Origin of the sequence: Haloferax denitrificans ATCC 35960, assembly GCF_000337795.1 — an archaeon.
Taxonomy (GTDB): Archaea; Halobacteriota; Halobacteria; order Halobacteriales; family Haloferacaceae; genus Haloferax; species Haloferax denitrificans.
Genome location: NZ_AOLP01000001.1, coordinates 1 through 25,602, shown reverse-complemented (window position 1 = coordinate 25,602; position 25,602 = coordinate 1). Strand labels below are relative to the sequence as shown.

At 68.8% G+C, this 25,602-nt stretch carries 21 protein-coding genes; 14 read left to right on the top strand and 7 right to left on the bottom strand.

Translation table 11 applies throughout. The features are described 5' to 3' along the window. Positions 1–28: 28 nt before the first annotated feature. The 4 genes from C438_RS00100 (at position 29) to C438_RS19200 (ending at position 3,447) form a co-directional block, all read left to right on the top strand. Complete coding sequence (locus tag C438_RS00100) at positions 29–1,201, top strand: TIGR04053 family radical SAM/SPASM domain-containing protein (RefSeq protein WP_004967147.1); 1,173 nt, start codon at positions 29–31, stop codon at positions 1,199–1,201. 87 nt (positions 1,202–1,288) lie between these two features. Continuing rightward, positions 1,289–1,855, top strand: a complete 567-nt coding sequence (locus C438_RS00095) for a halocyanin domain-containing protein (protein WP_004967146.1) — start codon at positions 1,289–1,291, stop codon at positions 1,853–1,855. 86 nt (positions 1,856–1,941) lie between these two features. After that, positions 1,942–2,436, top strand: a complete 495-nt coding sequence (locus C438_RS00090; RefSeq protein WP_004967145.1) for a hypothetical protein — start codon at positions 1,942–1,944, stop codon at positions 2,434–2,436. A gap of 594 nt (positions 2,437–3,030) precedes the next feature. After that, positions 3,031–3,447, top strand: a complete 417-nt coding sequence (locus tag C438_RS19200; RefSeq protein ID WP_152421723.1) for a hypothetical protein — start codon at positions 3,031–3,033, stop codon at positions 3,445–3,447. Positions 3,448–3,695: 248 nt separating this feature from the next. Here the strand turns inward: C438_RS19200 and C438_RS00085 are convergent, their stop codons facing one another. Further along, complete coding sequence (locus C438_RS00085) at positions 3,696–5,981, bottom strand: nitric-oxide reductase large subunit (protein WP_004967144.1); 2,286 nt, start codon at positions 5,979–5,981, stop codon at positions 3,696–3,698. 118 nt (positions 5,982–6,099) lie between these two features. Here C438_RS00085 and C438_RS00080 point away from each other — a divergent pair, with 118 nt between their 5' ends. Further along, positions 6,100–6,435, top strand: coding sequence for a CGCGG family putative rSAM-modified RiPP protein (locus tag C438_RS00080; protein ID WP_004967143.1), 336 nt, complete (start codon positions 6,100–6,102; stop codon positions 6,433–6,435). A gap of 56 nt (positions 6,436–6,491) precedes the next feature. On the opposite strand, the gene C438_RS00075 is transcribed toward C438_RS00080, so the two are convergent. Next, complete coding sequence (locus C438_RS00075; RefSeq protein ID WP_004967142.1) at positions 6,492–7,121, bottom strand: hypothetical protein; 630 nt, start codon at positions 7,119–7,121, stop codon at positions 6,492–6,494. 205 nt (positions 7,122–7,326) lie between these two features. On the opposite strand from C438_RS00075, the gene C438_RS00070 reads away from it, so the two are divergent. Further along, a complete protein-coding gene (locus C438_RS00070) occupies positions 7,327–7,524 on the top strand; it encodes a XapX domain-containing protein (RefSeq protein WP_004042032.1) in 198 nt (65 codons plus the stop codon). Between the two features lie 63 nt (positions 7,525–7,587). On the opposite strand, the gene C438_RS00065 is transcribed toward C438_RS00070, so the two are convergent. Further along, on the bottom strand, positions 7,588–8,694 hold the full coding sequence (locus C438_RS00065; RefSeq protein ID WP_004967141.1) for a halocyanin domain-containing protein: 1,107 nt from the start codon (positions 8,692–8,694) through the stop codon (positions 7,588–7,590). A 156-nt stretch (positions 8,695–8,850) separates the two neighbouring features. On the opposite strand from C438_RS00065, the gene C438_RS00060 reads away from it, so the two are divergent. After that, positions 8,851–9,492, top strand: a complete 642-nt coding sequence (locus C438_RS00060; RefSeq protein ID WP_004967140.1) for a helix-turn-helix domain-containing protein — start codon at positions 8,851–8,853, stop codon at positions 9,490–9,492. Between the two features lie 3 nt (positions 9,493–9,495). Here C438_RS00060 and C438_RS00055 read toward each other — a convergent pair whose 3' ends face one another. Continuing rightward, the gene (locus C438_RS00055) at positions 9,496–9,864 is read right to left on the bottom strand and encodes a winged helix-turn-helix domain-containing protein (protein WP_004967139.1); all 369 of its coding nucleotides are present in this window, start codon (positions 9,862–9,864) and stop codon (positions 9,496–9,498) included. Between the two features lie 259 nt (positions 9,865–10,123). Here C438_RS00055 and C438_RS00050 point away from each other — a divergent pair, with 259 nt between their 5' ends. From C438_RS00050 to C438_RS00040, 3 genes are all read left to right on the top strand, one after another. Then, positions 10,124–11,278 (top strand): multicopper oxidase domain-containing protein, encoded by a 1,155-nt coding sequence (locus C438_RS00050; protein ID WP_004967138.1) that lies wholly within the window; start codon positions 10,124–10,126, stop codon positions 11,276–11,278. Positions 11,279–11,446: 168 nt separating this feature from the next. Next, on the top strand, positions 11,447–12,895 hold the full coding sequence (thiC, locus tag C438_RS00045) for a phosphomethylpyrimidine synthase ThiC (RefSeq protein ID WP_049917604.1): 1,449 nt from the start codon (positions 11,447–11,449) through the stop codon (positions 12,893–12,895). A gap of 75 nt (positions 12,896–12,970) precedes the next feature. Then, positions 12,971–14,005, top strand: coding sequence for a sodium:calcium antiporter (locus tag C438_RS00040; protein ID WP_004967136.1), 1,035 nt, complete (start codon positions 12,971–12,973; stop codon positions 14,003–14,005). Positions 14,006–14,074: 69 nt separating this feature from the next. On the opposite strand, the gene C438_RS00035 is transcribed toward C438_RS00040, so the two are convergent. Continuing rightward, positions 14,075–14,977, bottom strand: coding sequence for a universal stress protein (locus C438_RS00035; protein WP_004967135.1), 903 nt, complete (start codon positions 14,975–14,977; stop codon positions 14,075–14,077). A 181-nt stretch (positions 14,978–15,158) separates the two neighbouring features. Between C438_RS00035 and C438_RS00030 the strand changes: the two genes are divergently transcribed. The 4 genes from C438_RS00030 to C438_RS00015 all read left to right on the top strand — a co-directional run bounded on the left by C438_RS00030 (position 15,159) and on the right by C438_RS00015 (position 24,705). Continuing rightward, the gene (locus C438_RS00030) at positions 15,159–15,953 is read left to right on the top strand and encodes a helix-turn-helix transcriptional regulator (RefSeq protein WP_004967134.1); all 795 of its coding nucleotides are present in this window, start codon (positions 15,159–15,161) and stop codon (positions 15,951–15,953) included. A gap of 202 nt (positions 15,954–16,155) precedes the next feature. Next, positions 16,156–22,014, top strand: coding sequence for an outer membrane protein assembly factor BamB family protein (locus C438_RS00025; RefSeq protein ID WP_004967133.1), 5,859 nt, complete (start codon positions 16,156–16,158; stop codon positions 22,012–22,014). A gap of 1 nt (position 22,015) precedes the next feature. Beyond that, positions 22,016–23,221 carry a hypothetical protein gene (locus C438_RS00020; protein WP_004967132.1) on the top strand — a complete coding sequence of 402 codons (1,206 nt, stop codon included), beginning with the start codon at positions 22,016–22,018 and terminating at the stop codon, positions 23,219–23,221. Then, a complete protein-coding gene (locus tag C438_RS00015) occupies positions 23,218–24,705 on the top strand; it encodes a PGF-pre-PGF domain-containing protein (protein WP_004967131.1) in 1,488 nt (495 codons plus the stop codon). Before C438_RS00020 ends, C438_RS00015 begins: the two co-directional genes overlap by 4 nt. A 42-nt stretch (positions 24,706–24,747) precedes the next feature. Here the strand turns inward: C438_RS00015 and C438_RS00010 are convergent, their stop codons facing one another. Both C438_RS00010 and C438_RS00005 read right to left on the bottom strand, forming a co-directional pair. Beyond that, positions 24,748–25,248, bottom strand: coding sequence for a hypothetical protein (locus tag C438_RS00010; RefSeq protein ID WP_004967130.1), 501 nt, complete (start codon positions 25,246–25,248; stop codon positions 24,748–24,750). Between the two features lie 46 nt (positions 25,249–25,294). Then, on the bottom strand, positions 25,295–25,492 hold the full coding sequence (locus tag C438_RS00005) for a hypothetical protein (protein WP_004967129.1): 198 nt from the start codon (positions 25,490–25,492) through the stop codon (positions 25,295–25,297). Positions 25,493–25,602 lie beyond the last annotated feature (110 nt).

Below are 25,602 nucleotides of genomic sequence, written 5' to 3'. Positions count from 1 at the left end.
CGCGCCCTCGAACCACCCGGCTAGAGCCATGTCTCGACCGCCACACGTCGACACCGATACGAACGCGGGAAGTGACGCCGGCGCGCCGCCGACGGCGACCGCCCCGCCTGACCCGTCGAGCATCGACACCTCGCGGCGGCCGTTCGTCCTCATCTGGGAGGTGACGCAGGCGTGCGACCTCGCGTGTGACCACTGCCGGGCGGACGCGACGCCCGCGCGACACCCCGACGAACTGACCTCCGCGGAGGGAACGCGCCTGCTGGAACAGGCCCGCGAGTTCGGCCCCGGACAGCTCGTCGTCCTCTCCGGCGGCGACCCGCTGGCCCGCCCCGACCTCGTGGACCTCGTCGAGTACGGCACCGACCTCGGCCTCCGGATGACGCTCACCCCGAGCGGAACGTCGTCGCTGGCGCCCGAAACGGTCGCCGACATCGCCGACGCGGGCGTCAGGCGCATGGCGCTCAGTCTCGACGGCGCGACCGCGGCGTCGCACGACGCCTTTCGAGGCGAGGACGGGAGCTTCGACCAGACCGTCGCGGCCGCCCGCGCGGCCCGCGAGGCCGGCCTCCCGCTTCAGATAAACACGACCGTCTGCGCCGAGACGGTCGACGAACTCCCCGCGCTCTGCGACCTCGTGGCCGACCTCGGGGCGGTGCTCTGGTCGGTGTTCTTCCTCGTCCCCGTCGGGCGCGGGCGCGTCCTCGACCCGATATCTCCCGAGCGCGCCGAGCGCGTCATGGAGTGGCTGACCGAGGTGAGCGAGGACGCGCCGTTCGGCGTCAAGACGACCGAAGCGCCCCACTACCGGCGGGTCGCCATCCAGCGCCGGCGTGACGCGAGCGACGCGCCACCGACCGACGGCATCGGCCGCCGACTCGGCATCACCGCGGGCGACGGGTTCGCCTTCGTCAGCCACACCGGCGACCTGTTCCCGTCGGGCTTTCTCCCCGCGTCCGCCGGTAACGTCCGCGACGGCGGGCTCGTCGAGCGATACCGCGAGAGCGACCTCTTTCGGTCGCTCCGGGACCGCGACGCCCTCGGCGGGAAGTGCGGCGCGTGCGAGTTCCGCCACGTCTGCGGCGGCAGTCGCTCGCGGGCGTACGCCCACACCGGCGACCCGCTGGCCAGCGACCCGCTCTGCGGGTACGTGCCCGCCGACTACGACGGCCCGATGCCCGCGAGTCAGTCAGCGGGCGACTGACGCCCCGTAGCCCGTGGCGGTCCGCGGGAGCCGCCCCGAACATATTCGGGACAATCGCTTGCTTTCGTCGCCGCAGAGGTGTAGCTGATGACGCGCGACACCAACCTCACGAGACGGCGCTTTACGGCACTGACTGCGACGGCGGCGCTGTCGACGGCGCTCGCCGGCTGTTCCGGCTCCGGCGGCGACGCCGCGAACGCGGCCGAGGCGGACGGGGGCGACGCGACGACCGCCGAATCGACCGCGGAGCCGACGACCGAGTCCGGCGAAACGACCGGCGCGGACAGCGGTTCCGGCGGCGGGAGCGCCCCGCAGTTCGACGGCTGGTTCGACAACGTGGGCAACTACGACGGAGTGGTGGACAAGACGGGGAATTCGACGGTGACGGTGACGGTGGGTGCGCAGGCCAACGGCGGCGCGTTCGGGTTCAGCCCGGCCGCCGTACGGGTCGATTCCGGCACCACCGTCGTCTGGGAGTGGAACGGCAAGGGTGGCTCGCACAACGTCGCCGCCGCCGACGGAAGTTTCGAATCGGAGTTGGCGGGCAGTAGCGGCCACACGTTCGAACACACCTTCGAGGAGGCCGGGACGTACAGATACGCCTGTACGCCCCACGAGACGCTCGGAATGAAAGGCGCAGTCGTCGTCGAGTAGCCCGCCCTCACTTCTTCTCGTTTTTCGCCCGTCGTCGGTTCTCCGCCACCCGCGAGCTTCTTCTCCCGGTGCGCCGAATCTCTCGCATGGGCCAACCGCTCCTCGCCGCCGCCCGCCGCCGCCCCTCGATGACGTTCGCCCTCGCGGGCGGCGCGTTCGCGCTCTGGTACGTTCTCGCCGACCCGGTGGTCGCCCTCCTGACCGGCGGCGACCCGTCTGTCCCCTCCGGACCGATGGCGGTGCTCGTCGCTGGAGGCTTTCTCGGCGGCGGCCTGCTCGCCAGCCTGCTCTGGCGGCGACTCAGCGGGCCGAACTCCCGAGTCCGCGGCGCGCTCGTCGGCGGCCTCGTCGGGTTGCTCGCGCTCCCGGTCCCGATGTACCTGCTCGAACTCGCGGTGGTCGTGATGGAGGGGACCCCGTTCGAAGCGTCGCCCGGGATGGGTCCGGTGTCGGCGCTCGTGAGGGGCGTTGTTCTGTTTCTCGTCGTCCCGCTGTTCCTCGGGGCGCTGGGCGTGATTGCGACGCTCGGCGGGACGGTCGTCGTCGGGGCCGCGACGGGGCTGGCGCTCGCGTGGGAATGAGTCGGCAGTCCGATGTCGGCGAAAAACAGAGACGGTGAATCAGTCGCCGGTTGCGCTGTTGTGCATCCGTTATCTGATGGGGTGGTGTGGCACAGACAGAGGATGCATTCTGCACAGGGTCAGTTGGAAAGACCTGAGTGGTGAATGCTAGAAGCCAGTATCTGCTAGCAGATAGCGTATCTACGTCCGATATCCAGAGATTAGTTAACGTTAAAACTTCGCCGCAATAATGACATGTTGGGAGCCGTGGTGTCCGGTCCTATGGTAGGCCGAGTTCCACGGTGATTTTGACGAGAGTTGCTAAGGCGAGGAGGACTCGCAGTATCCACCAAGCCGTTTTTGCGTACTCTCGTACCGCCGATTCTCCTGACGGAGATGTCTCTGCCTGCTTCACGCTCTATCACCGGCCCAAGCCGAGCCATCCAGAGACGTGGGAGCCGTGGTGTCCCGGATGGCATCAGATTATTAGAGACACGCACACTTAACTTAATTTCACTACATGATGTAGGGTAACATGCCTTAGTTAGTGCGGTTTAGTAAAAATAGTATTTAAAGAATAGATGCTACAATACGTAGCATATAGGATTTCGTGATATGGTACGAAAGCGTCCGAATGAAAAACGCGAAACGGTTGAACAATACGATGATGGGGTCAGGGTAATCGCGGTAACTACAAACCCTGACGACCCGCCGTGGTCAGAAGGGCCTGACAGGTATATTGTCGTGGATAAGAGCGGTGATGCATACGAAATTGATGACGGGTATTATAGTGGACGTGAAAGGAGGGCACTTGCTCTCGCCCAACTCTGTCGACATATTGATAGTTTAAAAATACACCGAGACGAAGATTTCGTACCTGTTGATGTTGCGGCACTTGGCAAACCGGCTATCGCAGCGTATCTTTCATCAGTACACGATTTCCTTGCCCACGAGACGGGTGATGCACTAAATGTCACTTGGAAAACTGCTCACCAATACGTAACACACGTCAAAGAGGGACGACGTCCCTAACTCAAAATAGGCTCATAATCCGATCCGGTAGATGTTCTCTCGGTGGGGGTCCTCAACATCCTCGTGACAGGTGTGGAGATAGGAGTCAATCGGCTCCTCGATTGACCCTCTCTCCACCGAGTCAGCGCGCATATACTTCGCCAATTCTCCATATTCACCCAGCCGTTAGGCTTGCTGAATATGCGCGCTCTATTCAGCACGACCTTGACGAATATCAGAAAATGCGAGGTTCGACAGAGCCTCGCCGGTTAGTCGTCGTCGCCCAGGATACCCTCGGCGACGGCCATGTCCTCGACGCTCGGGTCGTCCGCGGACTGCCGGAGGACGAACCGCTTTCTGACGAGGTCGGCCGCGTAGATGACCGTTCCGAGGATGATGAGGGTGTCGCCGGGGAGCCGCGCCCAGAACAGCGTCTGAATCAGCGGCTGGTCGTAGAAGGCGACGCTCCGCGCGGCGGCGTAGCTCCCGGTGAACGCCGTCTCCAGTTGGAGGAAGCCGACCGGGAGGACGGAGACGAACACCATCAACACGAGGCCGACGTTCCAACACCAGAAGGCGGCGTGCAGCCACGAGCCGTCCCAGCGCTCGGCGTCGATGGAGAGTTGGAGCATGTAGGTGACCATGCCGAGCGCGAGGAAGCCGAACGCGCCGAACATCGCGGCGTGGGCGTGGCCGACCGTCAGGTACGTCCCGTGTTCGTAGTAGTTGATGAGCGGGAGGTTGATGAAGAAGCCGAGCACGCCCGCGCCGACGAAGTTCCAGACGCCGCTGGCGACGATGAACATGAACGGCAGGCGGTACGGGAACGACTCGCCCGACATCGCGCGGTACTGCCCGAGCGCCTCGTAGAGGATGAACACCAGCGGGATGAGTTCGAGCGTCGAGAACACGCTCCCGATGGGCACCCACATGTCGGGCATGCCGACCCACCAGTAGTGGTGCGAGACGCCGATGATGCCCGTCCCCATGACGAGCAACGCCTGGAGCATGACCGCCTTCTCGGCGCTCCGGCGACTGAGGAGGTTCATCGACACCAGCGTCAGGCCGACGATGGCGACGATGAAGAACTCGAAGGCCCCCTCGACCCACATGTGGACGACCCACCAGCGCCAGAACTCCGTGACGGCGATGTTCGTCTCGGGGGTAAAGAGGAAGCCCGCGGTGAACAGCAGGGCGATAGAGCCGCCGGCGTACAGAATCATGTGCGCCAGTCCGTACGGCGGCTCCCTGTCGAGAAGCGGCTTCAGGCCGCGGACGGCCAGCGCCGCCCAGATGAGGAAGCCGGCGAGGATGCCGAACTGCCAGAGCTTCCCGACTTCGAGGTATTCGAGCCCCTCGTTGCCGAGAATCCACCACAGCGAGCCGTCGATGTAGCCGTTCGCGCCCAGCCAGATGCCAGACAGGCCGCCGACCACGACGACGACGATAGCGCCGAGGAGGACGTTGATGTACGTCGACTGCTTCGGCGGCTCGTAGCCGGTCAGAAGCGGCGGGAGGAACAGCCCCGCGCCGAGCCACGTCGCGGCTATCCAGAGGATTCCGAGGTCGATGTGCCACGTCTTGGCGATGGCGAACGGGAGCAGTTGCAGGATGGGCACGCCGAATATCGACTCGACGCCGAAGAAGCCGGCGCGCTCGATGTAGAAGTGCGCGAGCAGGCCGCCCAACAGCACCTGCGCCAAGAACAACCCCGCGGCGACCGGGATGAACCGGAGCGCCGCCCGCTGGCTCGGGAAGACGCTCACGTCGCCCGGTTCGGGCACCGCGATGTCCTCGGCCGACGGCTCGGGGAGTTCGACCGACTTGTACAGCCAGATGCCGAGGCCCGCGCCCGCGACGAGGAGCACCATGGCGGCGACGCTCCACGTCATCGAGGCGGCGGTGGCGTCGTTGCCCGCGCCGGGTTGGTACGGCCAGTCGTTCGTGTACGAGTGGGTGCCGTCGGGGCGGTCGGTGTGGGAGAACCACGCCGTCCACATGGCGAAGTCCGCGAACGCCCGCGCCTCCTCCTCGGAGTCGATCATGTTCACGGGGACGCCGCGCTCGTGGTCGCCCTCGTGGTAGCGCTCGACGTACTCCTGACGCACCTGCTCGTGGGCGTACACCTCGGCCGCGGTGTAGCGAATCGCGCCGCCCTCGTAGCTGTCGTCGAGGTCGGATTTCACCACGTCGGCGACGGCCGCTTGGTCGGCGGAGTCGAGTCGGTCGTAGGGTTCACCGTACCGCTCTTGGGCGTAGTAGTTCCGCATGAACTGGACTTTCAAATCCAGCGCGTCGGCGGTGTAGTCCGCGCCGTAGTACGCGCCGTTGCCCAGTATCGACCCGTGGTTCATCAGGCCGTCTTTCTGGAATACGGTCTTGCCCTCTCGAATCGCGTCGCCGCTGACGACGACGTCGCCGTCGGGTCCGACCACCTCGTCGGGGATGGGCGGGGCCTCCTGATAGGCGAACCACGCGCCCGCACCCATCACGACGAGGTTGAAGACGAACACGACGACGATTGCCTTCGCGATGGTCTTGCGTTGAAGCTCCATACACGTCGTGGTTCACACGCCTGCTATAGGCTCCACGCGCCGCTTCCCGGCTTCGCACAGCTCGGGCGAACATGTTCGGAAAGCCGCTCTTTGAGCCGGAAGCCCTCTCTCGAATCGTATGACGACCGACTCGCGCCCCGCCGACCACGGCCACGACCACGACCGAGAAACGCCAGATTCGGCAACCGACCGCGTCCACGACACCTCGTGGTCGGCGAACCTCGAACTCCCGCGGCACGCCGCTGACCGCGACCTCGTGGTCGCGGAGGCCGTCGCCGCGGTCGAACACACCACTGCCGGCCACCACGTCAACCTCGTCACCCACGGCGACCACGGCCACCCGGAGACGTACCTGTACGACGCGCTCGCGGCGCGGTTCGGCGAAGACGTGGCGTACGAGTACGTCGAGCGATGCGGCTGTGGCGGCCACGTGACGCGGGTGTACGTGGAGTAGTCGCATCTCGGTCTCGAACGTCGAGACCGGTGTCTGCACTCGCGACGAGCCGGTGTCTAGCTACCCCGACGACTCCGGGTTTCAGCGGTTCCGTCGCCGGCATCCGTTTCGGCGAAGAAGTCGAACGTCAGTTCGCCGTCGAGGACGTGCGTGTGCTCGAACGTCCCCGTCTCGACGAGTTCCACGGTACTGTCGACGACGAGTCTGCGGGCCGACTCCGGCCAGTCGGTGACCGCGAGGTTGAGAAACGCGGTCTCGTCGGCGAGCTCGCCGAACCGGTGGACTTCGACGACTGCGGCGACCTCGTCTCGGAACAGCGACACGGACGGGTGGGACTTGTGGCCTCCCTCGAACGGCCCTCGGAGTGAGAGTTTCGGCGGGGACCCGTCACCGTCCGGTGCCACGAACCGCTGTGTGAGCGACCGGAGTTCGGTGTCGTCTGTATGCGAAATCGAGACGGCGAGCGGCCTCGGAAGGGGACCGGAAGTGGGGTCGACGCCCACGGTGGCGAGGTCACCACCGTCTCCGTCTCCGTCGAATTTGAGGTATTTTCCCCTGTCTCGGGGGTTGTCGTCGGTTTCGACAGCCGGGTCCGTGTGTTCGGTTTGCGGGCCGAGAGAGCTACATCCTGCGGTCAGGGCGGAGGCGGCGGTCAGGGCGGACGCGAGGAACACGCGACGGCGCATACGGAGTAACACACCGGAGTCAGTAACAATTTTCTGGACCGGTGGCACGCGCTGTGAGTGCTTCGGCCAGCGTCTCGGTTCTGTTCGCTGTCGTCCGGTCACAACCGCGGCACGCCGACGACCGCGGCCTCGTGGTCGCGGAGGCGGTCGCCGCGGTCGCGTCGATAGCTGTACTTATTTACCGGGGAACGCGGATGACTCACCTATGGCCTCGCAACTCGTTTTGGCCCTGCTGGCAGGCGTCTTCGCCGGAGCCCTGTTCGGCCTCATAGAAACGCCGATTCCGGCCCCACCCAACCTCGCCGGGATTCTGGGTATCGTCGGCATCTACCTCGGCTACAAGGGCGTCCAGCGGCTGGGGTTCCACGTCGATATCTCGGGGGTGCTCGCGTCGCTGTTCTGAGCGCGTCATTCGAGAAAACGGTTCAGCACGGCATCGACTCCCCCGACTCCTCCCGCGGACGACTTACTCCGACTTCCCCTTCGGATACGTCTCGCCGGCCGACTCGTCGCCCTCGCCGTTGAGCCACATGAACGCGCCGAACAGCGCGGGCGACGCCAGCATCGCGCCGAACGTCCCGGCCAGCGCGATGCCGCCGAGGCGCTCCGTCTCGGGGTCGCCGAACGGCTCGGCGACCTGCGCGTTCGACCCGCCCTCGTCGTCGGTGACGACGACCGCGCCCTTCATCCCGAGCGTCTTGTGCGGCGTGCAGGCGTAGGTGTACGTCCCGGCCTCCTCGAACGTGTGTTCGAACGTGTGGCCGCCGGCGCTGACGAGGTCGGACTCGAAGCTCCCGTCCTCGGCGACGACGTTGTGCGACCCGCCCTCGCCGGTCCACGTCCACGCGACGGTCGTCCCCTTCGAGACGCGAATCGCCGCGGGGCCGAACCCGAACGCCCCGCCGTTGGCCTGCGCCCCGACGTCGACCGTCACGCGCTGGAGACCGGTCTGCGCCTCGACGCCGTCGAAGTTAGAGGTGTTCTCGAACCACGCGTCGAGGTCGGCGTCCCCCTCGCCGGCGCTCTCGGTGGACGCCTCCGACTCGCCCTCGCCGGTCGAGTCGGTCGAGTCGGCCGCCTCGGTCGCGGTCGCGCCGCCGGCGTCGCCGACGACGATTGCGCCCTTCATGCCGAGCGTCTTGTGCGGCGTACAGACGTAGGTGTAGACGCCGGTCGAATCGAACGTCTGCTCGAACGTGTGGCCCGCGTCGCCGACGAGTTCGGACTCGAAGCTCCCGTCCTCGGCGGCGACGTTGTGCGACCCGCCCTTCCCGGACCACTCCCAGACGACCGTCGTCCCGGGGTCGACCCGCACGGCGGCCGGGCCGAACCCGAACGCGCCGCCGTTGGCCTGCGCACCGACTGTCACCGTCACCGTCGAACTCCCCGTCTTATCGGCGACGCCGTCGTAGTTCGAGGTCTGTGCGAACCACGAATCGAGGTCGGTCTCCGACTGCGCCCGCGCGGCGTCGGCGGCGCTTCCCAGCGCGGTCGCGGAGACGGCCGCGCCGCCGAGGAGTCGAAGTACGGTTCGCCGGCCGAGCGTCGGAGATGTGGTGTCGTTCGGGTTCATGATTGAAGGTGGCGAGGCGGCGGTCCCGCCCCGCTCGACACTCGACGGTCGGTGGTCCGGTGAAAAACCCGCCTCGGTGGTTCCCGAAACGCGGCCGGAGGGCGAACATGTTCGGAACTATCTTTGTGCGGCGGGGACGACTTCGTTTCACTACCGATGCCCCGGGCAACACTCTCCATCACGCTCCCCGAGCAGGTCTGGGTTTCCGACCTCTCGGGGCGGTATCCGGACGCCGAGTTCACCGTCCTCGCGGCGATGCCGGCCGACGAGACGGGCGTCGGCCTCGTCGAGATACGGGCGGCCGACATCGAGCCGGTCGTCACCACCATCGACGAGTACGAATCGGTCGTCTCGGTGACGATTCTCGAAGCGCAACCGGAGCGCGCCCTCGTGCAGTTCGAGACGACCGAGCCGCTTTTGATTCTCACGCTCAGCGAGGTGGGAATCCCGCTGGAACTGCCAATCACCATCGTCGACGGCGAGGTGACAGTCGAGGTGACCGCGCCGCGCGAGAACCTCTCGGAGCTGGGCGACCAGCTCGCGCAGTTCGGCATCCCGTTCGACCTCGTCTCCATCCACCAGTCGATAGACACGGAGTCGCTTCTCACCGACGACCAGTACGCCCTCCTCGAAACGGCCGTCGCCGAGGGCTACTACGACACGCCGCGGACGTGCACGCTCACCGAGCTCGCCGAGGCCGTGGGGCTGGCGAAGTCGACGACGAGCGAGAAGCTCCACCGCGCCGAGGGCAAAGTGATGAAGGCGTTTCTCGCGCGGGACGACGCGACGGTCGGGTAGGTCTCAGTCGTCGGTCTGCTCGCCGACGGCCGACCACATCGTCGAGAGCTGGTCCGAGGCCGACCGCGACGGCGACGACACCGAAATCGAGAGGTCGCCCGGTTCGCGCGTCACGACCACCTCCTCGAAGCCGACTGCGTAGCGGGCGGCGTCGCGGCCGCGGTCGCGTTTTTCGAGGAGTCCCGCCTCGACCATCTGTTCGAGTTTCCGGTACACCGTCGACCGCGGGAGGTCGCACGCGGCGGCGATGTCCGAGGCGGTCATCGGGCCGTCGAGTTCCTTGAGAACGGCCCGGCACTGCGGACTGGTGAGGGCGTCGAACACCGTCTCGAAGTCCGGTTCGAGCGCGTCTGAGAGTGGGTTGGTCGACATCTGCGTGAGAGTGGATTGGTCGGCGGCGACCCGCGCGCCGTCGGTTCGGCTCCCGATACACCGCCGGGGCGTATGAAAGTCGCGGGGCACCAGCGTCGGGTCCGGTCGAACCGATGGCCGTCGATTCGGACTGGTACGCCCCGACTGACCGTTTTTCGGCCCGGTACGTATCGACCCCGCCGAACATGTTCGCAGGGCTCCTGTGCGACGGGAACCGGCGAGACGGTATTCCACTCCCCCGGGCCAACGACCGACTGTAATGCGAAACCACGTCGGTGCACCCGGTTCGACGGTGTCGCGTCGCGAATTCCTCGCCGCAACGGGAAGCGTCGGAGCGCTCGGCCTCGCGGGGTGTACAGCGCCCACGAACGGTGACTCGGCCGCCGTCGGCGCTGACGAGACGACGGCCGCCCAGACGAGCGAGTCGAGTCTGCCGTACACCAGCCCGCCGGAAGTCGTACAGGTGGACGAACAGGGCGGGAAAGTCACCCTCAAGAGCGCGCCGGCGCGCCACGCGGCCCACCCCCTCGAAACGATGGGCGGCCCGGTCGAACTCCCGCAGGTGTGGGCGTTCAGCGCCGACGACGGCGCGCCGAGCGTCCCCGGGCCGATTCTCCGGACGACCGAGGGCAACGACATGGAGGTCACGCTGGACAACACCGACGGGATGCGCCCCCACACGGTCCACTTCCACGGCGTGCGCAAGGCGTGGAAAGACGACGGCGTGCCGACGACGACGGGCATCCGCGTCGACCCCGGCGAGAAACACACCTACACCATCCCGGCGAACGTCCCCGGGACGCATCTCTACCACTGTCACTACCAGACCCACCGGCACATCGAGATGGGGATGTACGGCATCCTCCGCGTCGACCCGAAGGGGTACGAACCGGCCGACAGGGAGTACTTCATGACCGTCCGCGACTGGGACTCGCGGCTCCCCCGACAGATGGCCGGCGAGAACGTGAGCTACGACCCCCGGAACCGGAAGCCGGACGTGTTCACCGTCAACGGCAAGAGCGCGCCGCGGACGCTCCACCCCGAAGACGGCTCGCCCATCATCGTCGAACAGGGTGACACCGTCCGCATTCACTACGTCAACGCGGGCTACATGAGCCACCCGATGCACATCCACAACCATCGCTTCCAACTGGTCGAAAAAGACGGTGGCATCGTCCCCGAGGCCGCCCGCCACGACATGGACGTGACGAACATCGCGCCCGCGGAGCGCCACACGGTCGAGTTCACGGCCGACGCCCAGCCCGGCATCTACCTCATGCACTGCCACAAGGTCAACCACGTCATGAACGGGAACTTCTACCCCGGCGGCATGCTGAGCGGCGTCGTCTACAAGGAGGTGATGGACTCCGACATCTTCGCGAGCCTCATGGAGTACGCCGGCTACGAGGGCTGAGCGACGCGTCGTCGCGCCTTCGGGTCTGTGAGCCGATAGCCCGCGTGCTCTGTCTCTCGGTCCTCGGTCTCTCGGTCTCTCTGTCACTCTGTCTCTTAGTCTCTCGGTCCCTCGTTTCCGACCCGCCCGTCACAACTGTTATTAGCCAGTTGTATCACTAGCTAATCAATGGCGTCGACACAACTCCAACACGCCCGAGCGGGACGCGTCACCCCGGCGATGGAACGGGTCGCAGAGCGCGAGAACCGCGACCCCGAGTTCGTCAGGAAACAGGTCGCCGAGGGGCAGGCGGTCGTCCCCGCGAACCGCAATCACGACTCGCTCGACCCGATGATTATCGGCCGCGAGTTCGCCACCAAGGTCAACGCGAACATCGGCAACAGCGAGACGACGAGCGACCTCACAGAAGAGCTCGAAAAGCTCCACACCGCGGTCCACTACGGCGCGGACACGGTGATGGACCTCTCGACGGGGTCGAACCTCGACGAGATTCGCGAGGCGAACGTCGCGTACTCGCCGGTCCCCATCGGCACCGTCCCCATCTACGAGGCGGTCAAGCGCGTCGACAGCCCCGCGGACATCACCCGCGACCTGCTCCTCGACGTCATCGAGAAACAGGCCGAACAGGGCGTCGACTACATGACGATTCACGCGGGCGTGCTGATGGAGCACCTCCCGCTTACCGACGGTCGGAAGACGGGCATCGTCTCCCGCGGCGGCTCTATCCTCGCCCAGTGGATGGAGGAACACGGCGAGCAGAACCCTCTGTACGTCGCGTTCGAGGACATCTGCGACGTCTTCGCCGAGCACGACGTGACGTTCTCGCTGGGCGACGGCCTCCGACCCGGCTGTCTGGCCGACGCCGGCGACGACGCGCAGTTCGCCGAACTCGACACGCTGGGCCAACTCACGCGGACCGCGTGGGACCACGGCGTGCAGGTGATGGTCGAAGGTCCCGGTCACGTCCCGATGGACCAAATCGCCGAGAACGTCGAGCGCCAACAGGAAGTCTGCGACGGCGCGCCGTTCTACGTCCTCGGGCCGCTCGTGACCGACGTGGCACCGGGCTACGACCACATCACGAGCGCCATCGGCGCGACCGAGGCGGGCCGCGCCGGCGCGGCGATGCTGTGTTACGTCACGCCGAAAGAACACCTCGGTCTCCCCGACCGCGAGGACGTTCGCGACGGCCTCGCCGCCTACCGAATCGCCGCCCACGCGGCCGACGTGGCGACCGACCTCCCCGGCGCGCGCGACTGGGACGACGCGCTCTCGGAGGCGCGCTACGAGTTCGACTGGGCGCGGCAGTTCGACCTCGCGCTCGACCCCGAGCGGGCGCGGTCGTTCCACGACCAGACGCTCCCCGGCGACAACTACAAGCAGGCGCGCTTCTGCTCGATGTGCGGCGTGGAGTTCTGTTCGATGCGCATCGACCGAGACGCGCGCGAGGCCGACGGCGAGATGGAGAGCCTCGCGTCCGCGACCGACCTCGACGCGTCGCCGGCGGCCGACGCGAACCTCCCCCCGGTCGGCGCGCACGACACCGACCGCGTCCCCGACGAAATCGAAATCGGCGGCGTCACGTTCACCCCCGAGTCCGCTCACGGCGACGACTGACGGCGGTCCGAGACCACGGACTGCGTTTCACCCGTGTCGGTGGCTTCTTTTTCCGCGTCGCTGAACGGGCTTCCAATGGTCCTCGGCAGTCTCCTCCCGTCGTCGCCGCTCGCGAACGTCGCCGTGATTCTCCTGATGACCGGTCTCATCTGGGTCGGAAGCGGCTGGCTCGAAGCGTCCGCCGACCACCTCGCGTCGTACTACGGCCTCCCGGCGGTCGTGCAGGGCTCTATCGTCGTCGCCCTCGGGTCGAGCTTTCCCGAGTTCGCCAGCGTCGCTATCGCCGCCGCCGCGGGCGTCTTCGACATGGGCGTCGGCGCAATCGTCGGCTCGGCCATCTTCAACATCCTCGTGATTCCGGCGCTGTCGGGGCTCGCCACCGACGGCCCTCTCGAAACCAGTCGGCTCGTCGTCTACAAGGAGGCGCAGTTCTACATGGTCGCCGTCGCCACGCTCGTCGTCACCTTCTCGCTGGCGGTCATCTACTTCCCCGTGCCCGGCGGCCCGGCGCTGACGGGACAGCTCACCCGCCCCGTCGCGCTCATCCCACTGCTCCTCTACGGGCTCTACCTGTTCATCCAGTGGCAGGACGTCTCGGAGTACGAAAGCGAGGAGGCGGGCGTCGGCGACGGCATCGGCCGCGAGTGGGCGCGGCTCCTCGGCGGCCTCCTCGTCATCCTCGTCGGCGTCCACCAACTGGTCGGGAGCGTCGAGTCGCTCAGCGCGACGTTCGGCGTCCCGACGTTCCTCGCGGGGGTCACCGTCGTCGCCGCCGCGACGAGCCTCCCCGACACGCTCGTCAGCGTCCGCTCGGCCGCCGACGGCAACAGCGCGACCAGCCTCGGCAACGTCCTCGGGTCGAACACGTTCGACCTGCTGGTCGCCATCCCCGTCGGCGTGCTCATCGTCGGGAGCGTCCCGGTGGACTTCGCCGTCGCCGTCCCCATGCTGGGCGTGCTGACGCTGGCGACCGTCCTGCTTTTCGGCCTGCTCCGGACGGACCTGTCTCTCACCCGGCTGGAGTGCTACGCGCTCGGCGCGGCGTATCTCGTCTTCGTCGGATGGGTCGTCGCCGAGACCGCGGGCGTCACGGGACTGCTTCGGAACTGACGGGGGAGCGGCCGGCGTCCGCCGACGGCGAGTCGGCACTCGCCCCGACCCAACGCGACCCGCCTCGACTTACTCGTCTCGCGGCTCTCTGACCGTCACCACCGGCACCGGCGAGGTCCGGACCAGTTTCTCGGCGACGCTCCCGAGCATGTAGCGGTCGAACCCCGTGTGGCCGTGGGTTCCCATCACCACGATGTCAACGTCGTGTTCGTCGATGTACGCGAGGATGCCGTCGTGAATCGACACGTCGCGGCCGACCGACTTCCTGACCGTCTCGACGCCCGCGGCGGCCGCCGCGTCGGCCGCTTTTTCGACCGCGCCGCTCGCGCGCTCTTCGAGTTCGTCGATGAGGAGCGGGCCGCGGATATCCGCGCCGAAGGCGGCGACGTTGACGACCGACACCGCGTGGAGCGCCGCGTCGGTCGCCGCGGCCAACTCGCTTCCGAACGCGACCGCCGCGGTCGCGCAGGCGCTCCCGTCGGTGGGCGTCAACACGTCGGCGTAGGGGTACGCGAGGTCGGTCGCCGCGTCCGGCCGGACCGTGAGCACGGGCACGTCCGACCGGCGGACGACGCGCTCCGTGGTGCTCCCGAGGAGCAGTCGGCTCAGCCCCGTCCGCCCGTGGGTCGGCATGACCACGAGGTCGGCGTCCCGCTCGGCCGCGTACTCGGTGATGACTCGGTACGGCTCGCCGCGCTCGACGCTCGTCACGACCGACACGCCGGACTGCGACGCGCGGGCTTCGGCGTCGGTCACGAACCGCTCGCCGTCGGTTCGGCGGCGCTCGGTGGGGTCGGAACCGTCGGAGTCGTCGTCCCCGTCGTTCAGGTTCGGGCGGCGCTCGGGTTCCGCCGGGGCGACGTGCAGTAGGTGGAGGGTCGCGTCGTGGGCGGCGGCGATATCGACGACGTGGTCGAGGACGGCGTCCGCGCCGTCGCTCCCGTCGGTCGGAAAGAGGAGTCGGTCGAACATGGTCCGATATTTTCAGCGAACGCACATAATCGCTGAGGTGGATTCGCTCGCAGTGAGAACGAGAGCCCGCGGTCCGCGACCGACGCGACGAAGGCGATTCCGCGCCGTACAGGGTCCTGTTCGTCTAGTTTCGCACTCGTCAGAGGGGAACTACTATTACAGCGGTGTCATATCGTTCACCATGGACGGGGTCGTGGACGAACTTCGGTGTCTCGTCACCTCACCGAACCGGTTAGCGGCGCTCCGGGCGCTCGACGAGGGACCGGCGACTGCGGGCGAGTTGCAGGCGACGCTCGACACGTCGCGGTCGACGGTCTGGCGGGTGATGAAGTCGCTCTCCGAGCGCGGTTGGGTCGCGAAGTCGGGCGAGGAATACGAGATTACGCCGCTCGGGGTCGTCGTGGTCGAACAGCTCCAGTCGGCCATCTCGACGGTCGAGGCGGCGACGGCGTTCGCCGAGAGCGACCTCCTTCGGTGGCTCCCGCGGGACGACTTCGGGTTCAACCTCGGCGCGCTCGCGTCGGCGACCGTCGTGGCTCCGACGCCGAGCGACCCGCAGGCCCCGTTGCGGCTCGCCGTGTCGCACGTCGAGTCGGCCGACAGAATCCGCATCCTGACCCACGCCGCCTCGCCGGACGTGCTCGCGACGATTCATCGCCGCCGGAACGACGACATCGACGTCGAGGTCGTCATGACCGACGGGGCCTACGAGGCGATGGCGCGAAGCGAGAAGACGGCGGGGCAGTTGGCTGACCTCTTCGACGCCCCCAGCGTCTCTCTGTACCGCTACGAGCGCGTGCCGTACGTCCTCTCGATTCTCGACGCCGACCGTGTCGGCATGGGCGTCGTCGACGACCACGGCCGCCCGCGAGCGGTGCTGGACGCCGAAGCCGACGCCGTGGTCGACTGGGCCCGTTCGACGTACACGCGGTATCGCGCCGAAGCGACGCCGGCCGACCGCGACGCGTTTCTCTGAGGCGGCGCGGGCCGCCGCCGCGACCGACCACTCGACAGCGACGCCGTTCGCCGGCCGGCATCCCGCGAGTCGAAACGGCGTTTCACGCCCTGAAACACCGCTGTAACGTCAGTAACACAGAATTATAGCCCCGCCGTGATGACACTCGGTATCAGTCCGGATTTCGTGAGTATCGCGGGTTTCGGAGGGAACACGGTGGGGCATGACAACACGCTATCGACAGCAGGTAGGAGCAGTATCGCTCACGATTATCGTCCTCGTCTCGCTTTCGAGTCCGTTCGTCGCGGTCTCGGGGGCGGCGGCCGGGGGGTCGCTCGCGGGGTCGGTCGACCGCGCGACGGGTGCGCCCGCCGCGAGCGACGTCGTCCTCGCGGCGACCGAGGGGAGTGAACCGACCAACGACGAGCTATCGGCACAGGGGGCGTACAACCTCACGGGACTCCAGTCGAACGCCACGTACGACGTGAGTTACGTCGCCGCCAACGGGTCGCAACCCGGCTCGCCCGGCGCGTTTCCCCGGGACGGCTCGCCCGACGTGTTCGCGCTCCAGCGAGCCTCGCCCGGTGCGACCGCCGACCTCGGGAACGCGACGCTTCCGGACGCGCACGTGGTGAACCTCTCTGTCGTCAACGAGACCGGCGCGCCCGTCTCGGGGGCGGCCGTGGCCTTCCAGCACACGAACGCGAACGGCGCGACGGTGAACACCTCGCAGTTCGGCGAGTGGTTCCTCACCGAGTCCGACGGCGATATCCACCTCTCGAACGAGACGGCCGGCATCGAACTCGTGGGTGACGTGACCGTCGCCGTCGCCCCGCCGAGACGACTCAGCTACGACGGCGGAGTCGAAGGCGAGCCCGTCTCGTCGTCGAGCGGCTACGTCCAGCGCGTCTACACGAGACAGCTCGACGTGACGGGCGACGAGACGGTGACGGTGACGCTCGAATCGGCCGAGCAGTCGGGGGCGACCCTGACCGCGAACGAGACGGCCCCGGCGCTCGGGGAGCCGGTCAACGTCTCCCTGTCGAACGTCACGGGCGAGACGCCGTCGTTCTACACGTGGACGGTCGACGGCTCCTACGCGGGGTACACGACGCATCCGAACGCGAGCCTCGTCCTCTCCGGCTTCTCCGACCCCGGCTCTCATACCGTCTCCGTCACGGCGCGGAGCGGGACCGAGCAGTTCCTCTTCGAGGAGTCGCTCACGCTCGATGCGACGACGGCCGGAAACGGCACGCTCACGGCGGCTCCGACGCCCGCCCGCGCGAATCTCGATACGGTTCGGTTCTCACTCGTGAACGTCTCCGGCGTCGGCGACGGCGACTTCTACACGTGGACGTTCGGCGACGGCGACCGCGCGACCACCCGACACCCGAACGCGACGGCGAACCACACCTACGACGCCGCCGGCGCGTACAACGCGACCGTGCGGGTCCGCGACAACCGCACGGAGGCGCTTCTGGTCGAAGAGACGCTCCGACTGGACGTGACGGCCGCCGGGTCGGGCACGCTCGTCGCCGCGCCCGACGCGCTCACCGAGGGCGACTCGGTCGCGTTCGCGGTTCGGAACGTCTCGCTCGCGGCCGGTCAGTCGGTCGGCGAGTACCGCTGGGACTTCGACGGCGACGGGACCGCCGACGCGACGACGACGGCCAACGAGACCGCCCACGTCTACGCCGACCCCGGAACCTACGACGCCGCCGTGACCGCCGCGAACGCGAACGGAACGCCGCTGTTCACGACCTCGGCGACGGTCGACGTCGCCGCCGAGGAGTTCGCCGCGCCGACCGACGGCTGGCCGCAGTTCGGCTACGACGACGCCAACACCGGTGCGAACGTCGCCGGCGTCGGCCCATCGGGACCCGTCGAGGTCCGCTGGAACGAGACCACGTCCACGCTCTACTCGCGGTCGCCGACGTTCGCCGACGGGCGGGTGTTCGCCGCCAGCGGCTACGGCATCGTCGCCTACGACGCCGCGAACGGCTCGACGCTGTGGTCCGCCAGCACCTATCCCGAGGAGGTGACCGCGCCCCCGACCGTCGAGGGCGACTCGGTGTTCGTGAGCGGGTACGACGACGACGTGGACGACCAGCGCGACACGCTCACCGTGTTCGACGCGGCCGACGGGTCCGAGCGCTGGTCGGTGTCGGTGCCGGCCGACAGCGACGGCCTGTTCACCGACGGCGAGCGGCTCTCCGCGCCGACGGTCACGAGCGACGCGGTCTACGTCGTCTCGGAGGCCGAAGACTCGCTCTACGCCATCGACCGGGACACGCGCTCGCTCCGCTGGCGGACGAACCTGACCGAACTCGCAACGACCGGGAACGCGCAGGCCGTCCCCGCGGTGGCGAACGGCACCGTCTACGTGACGCAGGGCTGGGACGGCGCGCGCTACACCGGCTTCGGCTCGCACCTCTACGCCTTCGACGCCGACACGGGTACCGAGCGGTGGAACCGGAGCCTCTCGAACCACCGCGGCGCGGCCCCCACGGTCTCAGACGGCGTCCTCTACGTCTCGACGTACGGTTCGCTCGTCGCCTTCGACGCGGCGAACGGCTCGACGCTGTGGTCCGCGGCCGCCGGCGAGACCGAGAGCCGCTCGTCGCCCGCGGTCGCCGACGGCATCGTCGTCGACACCCGCGGCGGCTACGACGACGACGAGAAAGGCGTCGTCGCGCTCGCCACGAACGGCTCGCGCGCGTGGCGTTACGACACCGAAAGCGCCGTCCTCGGCGCGCCGGCCGTCCTCGGCGACACGGTCTACGTCGCCGAGTTCGACGGCACCGTCCACGCGCTCGACCTGCGGACGGGCGCGCCGGTGTGGAACGACTCGCTCGACGCCCCCGGCTTCGACACCACCGTCGCGAGCGCGGTCGTCGGCGGCGACGGCTGGCTCTACGTCCAGACCGGGTCGTCGTCCGACATCAACCGCTCGCTCGTCGCCCTCGGCGACGTGGAACCCCTCGCGTCCGTCTCCGGGTCGCTCTCGGCGACGCCCGCGAACCCGCGGCGCGCCGTCGAGAACGTCACCTTCGAGACGACCGCCTCGGGCGACACCGCCAGCATTGACGCCTACCGCTGGTCGTTCGGCGACGGCGCGACCGCCGAGACGACGGCGCGGAACGCCTCGCACGCGTACGACCGGACCGGGACCTACACGGCACGCGTCACCGGTCTCGACAGCTACGACCGCCGGCTCTACACCGCGACGACGACCGTGACCGTCCGCGACATCGGCTCCGCGGACCTCCGCGTCACCCCGACGCCCGCCGACGTGAACGTGACGAACGTCTCGTTCGCCGTCACCAATCGCTCGTTCCCGGCGTCCGTGACCGACGTTCGCTACGACTGGTCGTTCGGCGACGGCGAGACCGACTTCACGACCGCGAACCGGACGAACCACACCTACGCGACGCTCGGCGACGCGCCCGTCTCGGTCGAGGTGCTCGACGGGACGACCGAGCAGACGCTTGTGACGCTGTCGACGACCGTCCCGGTGGTCGACCGCGTGCCGCCGACGGTCTCGGCGAGCGCGCCGTCGCCCGTCAGGACCGGCGGGAACCTCACCGTCACCGCGACCGCGACCGACAACCACCGCGTCGCCAACTTCACCTTCGAGACCGACGAGGGGCAGTCGGTGACGACGGCCGCGAACCGGACGAACCTCTCGCTGGCGACGGCGGGGCCACACAACATCACCGTCACCGCGACCGACGCGTCCGGCAACAGCAACGCGACGACGCTCGTCGTGAACGCCTCGGCCGCGCCCGACCTCGAACCGCGAATCGAGGTCGAACCCGCGTACACCCTCGGCAACGACCGCGTGACCGCGAACGTCACCGTCGTCAACGACGGCACCGCCGAGGCGACCGGCGTCGACGTGCGACTGGTCGCGCGGTCCCGCGTCGGCTACTACGACGACGCCTCGACGACGTACACCCGTACCGTCGGCACGGTCGCGGCCGGCGCGAACGAGACGGTGACGGTCGACCTCACCGACCGGCTCCGCGGCAACCTGAGCTCGGCGTACCCGGACGTGGAACTCGTCGCCGTTTCCGACCCCGACGGCGCGGTCGCCGAGGGCGACGAGACGGACAACCGGACCGCGGCGACGACCGAGGTCACCTACGCCGACCTCCGGCTCTCGGTGAACGCCCCGTGGCGGGTCATCCCGACCGAGGCCGCCGAGACCCGAATCTACCTCAGGAACTACGGGAACGCCCCGAACGACCCCAGAACGGTCGAACTCGACTTCGGCGACGGCTCGTCGAACGAGACGCTCACCGTGCCGGCGCTCGACCCCCGCGAGTCGGTCGTTCTCACGCGGAACCACACGTTCGCGACCGGCCGGCACGCGGTCGTCGCCACCGTGGACGACCCCGACGCTCCCCGCGGCAACAGCGACCGGGACACGACGACGAGCCAGCCGTACGAACTCAGCGGGCGACTGTCCGCCGCCGACCCGGTGCAGGCCGGACAGAACGTCACCGTCTACGGCCGCGGCTACGGCAACTACGAGAGCAACGTGACCGCGAACCTGTCGCTCCCGGCCGGCCTCGAATTCGCCGACGGCGAGACGGCGACCAAGCACGACACCGACGACCGGACGTACTTCGAGTGGACCGTGGTCGCCGCCGAGAACCGCGACGCGACCTACGACCTCGAACTGAACCTGAGCGCCCGCGGGGAGACCGAGACGGCGACCGAACGGCTCACCGTCGAGCGCCCGAAGACCCGCGTGGTCGACACGACGGCGGTGAACTTCACCGGCACGGGCGGCGACTCGACGACGCTCGCCCTCCGCAACGAGACGACCTACGAGCACGACCTGACTATCACCACGCACCTCGGGACCGACGGGCGGACGCTCGCCGGCCTCGACTACCTCGTGCAGTACCCCCACGCCTGCGTCGAGCAGACGACCTCGCCGATGCTCGGGGCGCTGTACACCGGCCAGTACTACCGGCGCAACCCCGCGCCCGGCGGGTACGACAGCGACCGCATCAACGACAGCGTCGGCGCGGGCGTCGCCCGCCTGACGACCGGACAGGACGCCCAGCACGCAAACGGCTCGTGGAGCATGTACGGGAACGACCCCGACGGCGACGTGTTCTACACGGCCTACGCGCTCTTCGGTACGAGCGCGGTCGGAAACGACCCCGTGCAGAGCGCCCGCGCGCCGGTCCGCGCCGACCTCGACCGGATAGACGCCAACGCGACCGTCTCGTGGCTCGCAGACGAGCAGGCCGCCGACGGCCGCATCCGCAACGACAAGTTCTACTTCGACGATGACGCCGCCATGACCGGGTTCACCCTCGTCGCGCTCGACCAGGCTGGCCCGTACAACGCGACCGCCGCATCGACCGCAGACCAGCTCAGGGGCGACGCCGCGAGCTACCTCGTCGCCGCCCAGCGCGCCGACGGCGCGTGGGGCGACGGCACCGACCCGAACACGATGTCCACCGCGCTCGCCGTCTGGGGCCTCGAAGCCTCGGGCGTCGAGACGCCGGCCGTGCAGACGGCCATCGACGACGGCCGGACGTGGTTGCTCGACGCCCAAGCCGAAAGCGGGGCGTGGACCGAGCGCCGCTCCGCCTCGTGGAGCGACGTCGGCACCACCTCCGAGACGACCGCGTACGCGCTCATGGCGCTCAACGCGACCGGCTTGGAGAACACGAACGCCTCCGTGCAGGACGGCCAGACCTACCTCGTCACCGTCTACGACGACCGCGGCTCGTGGGGCTACACCCGCGCGACCGCGCTCGCCATCAACACGCTGTTGACGCTCGGGCAGGGCGGCTCGAACCCGACCCACGACGTGACCGTCGCCTTCGGGACGGAGTCGAACCCGGCGCTCGTGACGAAGACCATCGACGTCGATTCGACCGACGCGCTCGACTCGGTCGAACTCACCGAGAGCGAGCTTCAGACGCTCAGAGACAACGCCGACGGGCCGATAACCGTGCAGGTCGATACGACCGGGACGGGCGTGCTCGTCGTCGGCTTCGAGAACGACCAGCTCGTCGCGCGCGATGAATACGCCGCGAACGAGGGAGGTGCCTGAGATGGCCGTCGCACGCGCCGCGACGGTGCTCTTGCTCGCCGCAGTCGTCGTTTCCGGCGTCGCCGCGCCCACCGCGGCCGCCCCCGGCTACGGCGTCTCCATCGACGCGCCCGCGGACTTCCACGTCGGCGACAACCGGCTCGAAGTGACCGTCGACAACACGGAAAGCGGGACGGACCTGTTCAGCCCCATCGTCGAGGTGCCCCTCGAAACCGGGCTGTCGGCCCCGTCGGACCCGAACCCGGTGGTGAAATCGACCGACGGCACGCGGACGTGGGCCGTCCAGAACAGCACGATTACGAGCGGGGACTCGCTTTTCGTCTACGGGCGGAACGTCCCGGCGGGCGAGTCGCGGACCTACGTGTTCACCGTCACCGTCGAATCGGCGGGCGAGCGCACCATTCAGGCGGACGTGCGCCCCCTGTACAACGAGTCGAACAACGTCCGGGCGCAGACGACCGCGACCGCCGCCGCCACCGGCGCGCTCTCGGTCGACGTGCTCGACGAGGCGGGCGACCCCGCGTCGGGCGCGACCGTCACCGTCGACGGCACCGACCGCGCGGGGGCCACCGTCCGCGACGACGTGACCGCGGGCGACCACACCGTCTCCGTCACCGTCGACGGCGAGTCCTACCCGGCGCTGAACGTCTCGGTCGCCGCCGCCGGCGAGACCAACGTGACCTACCGCCACGGCTCGCTCGCCGACCCGACGGTCGTTGCCGCCACCGACGCGCAGTCGGCCGTCGCGAACGGGAGCGTCGACAGCCTCGTCACCGAGGCCGGCAACGCCACCGCCCGCGCGCGGTTCGAAGTCGCGTTCCTCGCGGACGTGCCCGACGGCCGAGCGGTCGTCGGCGTCGCCGACCCCGCGGAGTTCCCGTCCGGCTACCACGACGTGACGGCCACCGTGGACGGCCAGCAGGTCGCGCCCGAGCGCGACGGAAGCAGGACGACCGTCGCGCTCGACTCGCCCGGCCTGCTCGACGTGGCCGTCGAGTTCGTCGGCTTTCGGGTCGGCGACGCGACCCGCGACGGGACCGTCGACGACGGCGACGCCGCGGATATCGCGGCCGCGGTCGCCGCGGTCGACGACGGCGACCCCTACGGCGACGTGGACGGCGACGGCGAGGTGACGGCCGTCGACGCGATGCTCGTCGCGCAGTACGACGCCGGCAATCGCACCGCCGACTACGGGGGTGTGCGATGAGCCGTCTCGAACTCGCGCGGCGCTTCGTCGTCGCCGCGGTCGTCTGTTCGGTCGTCCTCGCGGGCGTCGCGCCGTTCGCCGTTGCCGCGGCCGGCGCGGCGTCTTCGGCGACCGTCTCGGTCGCGGGCGTTAGTTCGGTCGGCGTGGACGAGACGGCGACGGCGACCCTGCGGGCCGCGGACGTTCCCGCGGACGCGGGCGTCGGCGCGTTCGCGGTCAACGTCACCTACGACCCCTCGGTCGTCTCGGTGCGCGTCGCCGACAGCGACTTCGCGGTCGAGTCGGCAACCCCCGAGTCGGGCGTCCTCAGAATCGTCGGCTACACCGACGCACGAACCGGACGGACCGGCGACGTCGCGCTCGCGGCGCTCGACGTGACCGGCGAGTCGGCGGGCGACGCGACGCTCGGCGTCGAGGTCGACACCCTCGCCGACGCGGACGGGTCGGCGATTACGCGGACGACGGCCGACGCGTCCGTCGAGGTGTCCGGCGGTTCCGGCTCCGGCGACGACCCGGGCGACTCGAACGACGATGCCGACGACCCCGGCGGCTCGTCGGGCGGCTCCGGCTCCGGCGGCGCGCGAACGTCGGTTCGCACGTCCGTCAGTGGCGGCGGTCTCGCGGTCGACATCCGAAACGCGAAGCCCGGCACGCCGGTCGACGTCGACCTCTCAGACGTCGAGACCGGCGGCGTCCGAGTCGACGGCCTCTCGCTCACGCTCGGCGCGAAGTCGGACGCGAGACTCACGGTCCGGGCGCTCGACGGCGTCCCCGACGGGACGCCGGCGCTCGACGGAGAGCCGCTTTCCTACCTCGACGTGGCCCACGACGTGGACGACAGCGCCGTCGACGGCGTGGACTTCACCCTCTCCGTCTCGGCGGCGACGCTGTCGGACCGCGGTCTCGACCCGGCCGACCTCCGGCTCTACCGCTACAGCGACGGCGAGTGGCGGGCGCTCTCGACGAGCGTCGTCGCCGAGACCGACGGCGAGGTTCGGCTCACCGCCGCCTCGCCCGGACTCTCGGTGTTCGCGCTCGCCCCCGCGCCGGCCGAGGCGGCCTTCGCGGTCACGACCGGGTCGCTCCCGTCGTCGGCGGTCGTCGGCGACTCGGTCACCGTGACCGCGACGGTCGAAAACACCGGCCAGACCCGCGGCGAGACGACGGTCGACCTGACCGTCGACGGCGCGGTCCGCGACTCGCGGACGCTCGACCTCGCCCCCGGCGAGACGCGGACCGTCGAGTTCGCCGTCGCCGCCGACGCCGTCGGGCGCTACGATATCGCGGTCGGCGGCGTCTCGGCGGGGTCGCTCCAAGTCGACGCCGAGGAGACGCCGACGCCGACCGCGACGACGGCGACAACCGCGACGACCGAGTCGGAACCGGCGACGACTGACACCAGAACTCCCGGCTTCGGCGCGGTGTCCGCGGCGCTCGCGGCGGCGCTCGCGGCGCTCGTCGCGCTCGCTCGCCGGCGGCCGTAGCGCCGTTAAACCCTTCTGCGTCTCGTCGCCCGTTCTTTCCCGTTACTCCCTTTCGACGGTCTGCAGTACCCGGAGCGAGAGCTCGTCCGCGCTGATGTCGCCGCGGTCGTAGGCCTCGAACCACGTCGCTTCGGCGCGCCAGCGGGCGACGACCGCGTCCGCGTCGTCGTCGGCCGCGACGATGGTCGCTTCGAGGCGCGACGCCGCCCATCCGGCGGCGACCTCCCTGAAGAACCCGCCGGCGACGGTCCCGATTTCGCCGCTGAGGCGGTCGGTGCTCCGCCCGTCGCTCTCGTAGGTGAGCGAGACGACCGACGCCCGCTCGTCGGCGGTCAGTTCCGTGAGGGCCACCGACTCCGATTCGAGGAACCGTCCGAACGAAGCGAGATGGGACTCGTAGGGGTTCGGGGTCGGCGTCGGCGTCGGCGTCGCTGTCCGGGTCTCGGTGTGCGTCGTCGGGGCGTCGGTCGGGGTCGGCGACGACGCGCTACAGCCGGCGAAAAGCGAGGCGAGCGTCCCGAGGACGAGGCGACGTGATGGCACGCGTGAACGTTCGGGAGTCGGGAGTATAGCTCCTTCTCCGCCGCCCTCAGCGTCGGAGCGCCCAGACCGCCAGTCCGATGGCTTCCCGGAGCGTCACGCCCGCCGCGAACACGTACACCGTCTGTAACGGGAGTTCGAGGAAGTCGATTGCCGCCACCGCGAGCGACATCACGATGGCCATCCCGACCCACCCGAGTGCGAACCGGCGCTCCGACGCCGACGTGTGTGTACCCAACTCGACCATACTCCCTGACTCGGCCGAGTCTATTTAATTTCTCGTGCTGGCGCGCCCGAGCGGGCGGTCGCGGTGTGCCGTCGCCCGCCGAGTTACTCCGGTCGGAGCGCGCTACTCGG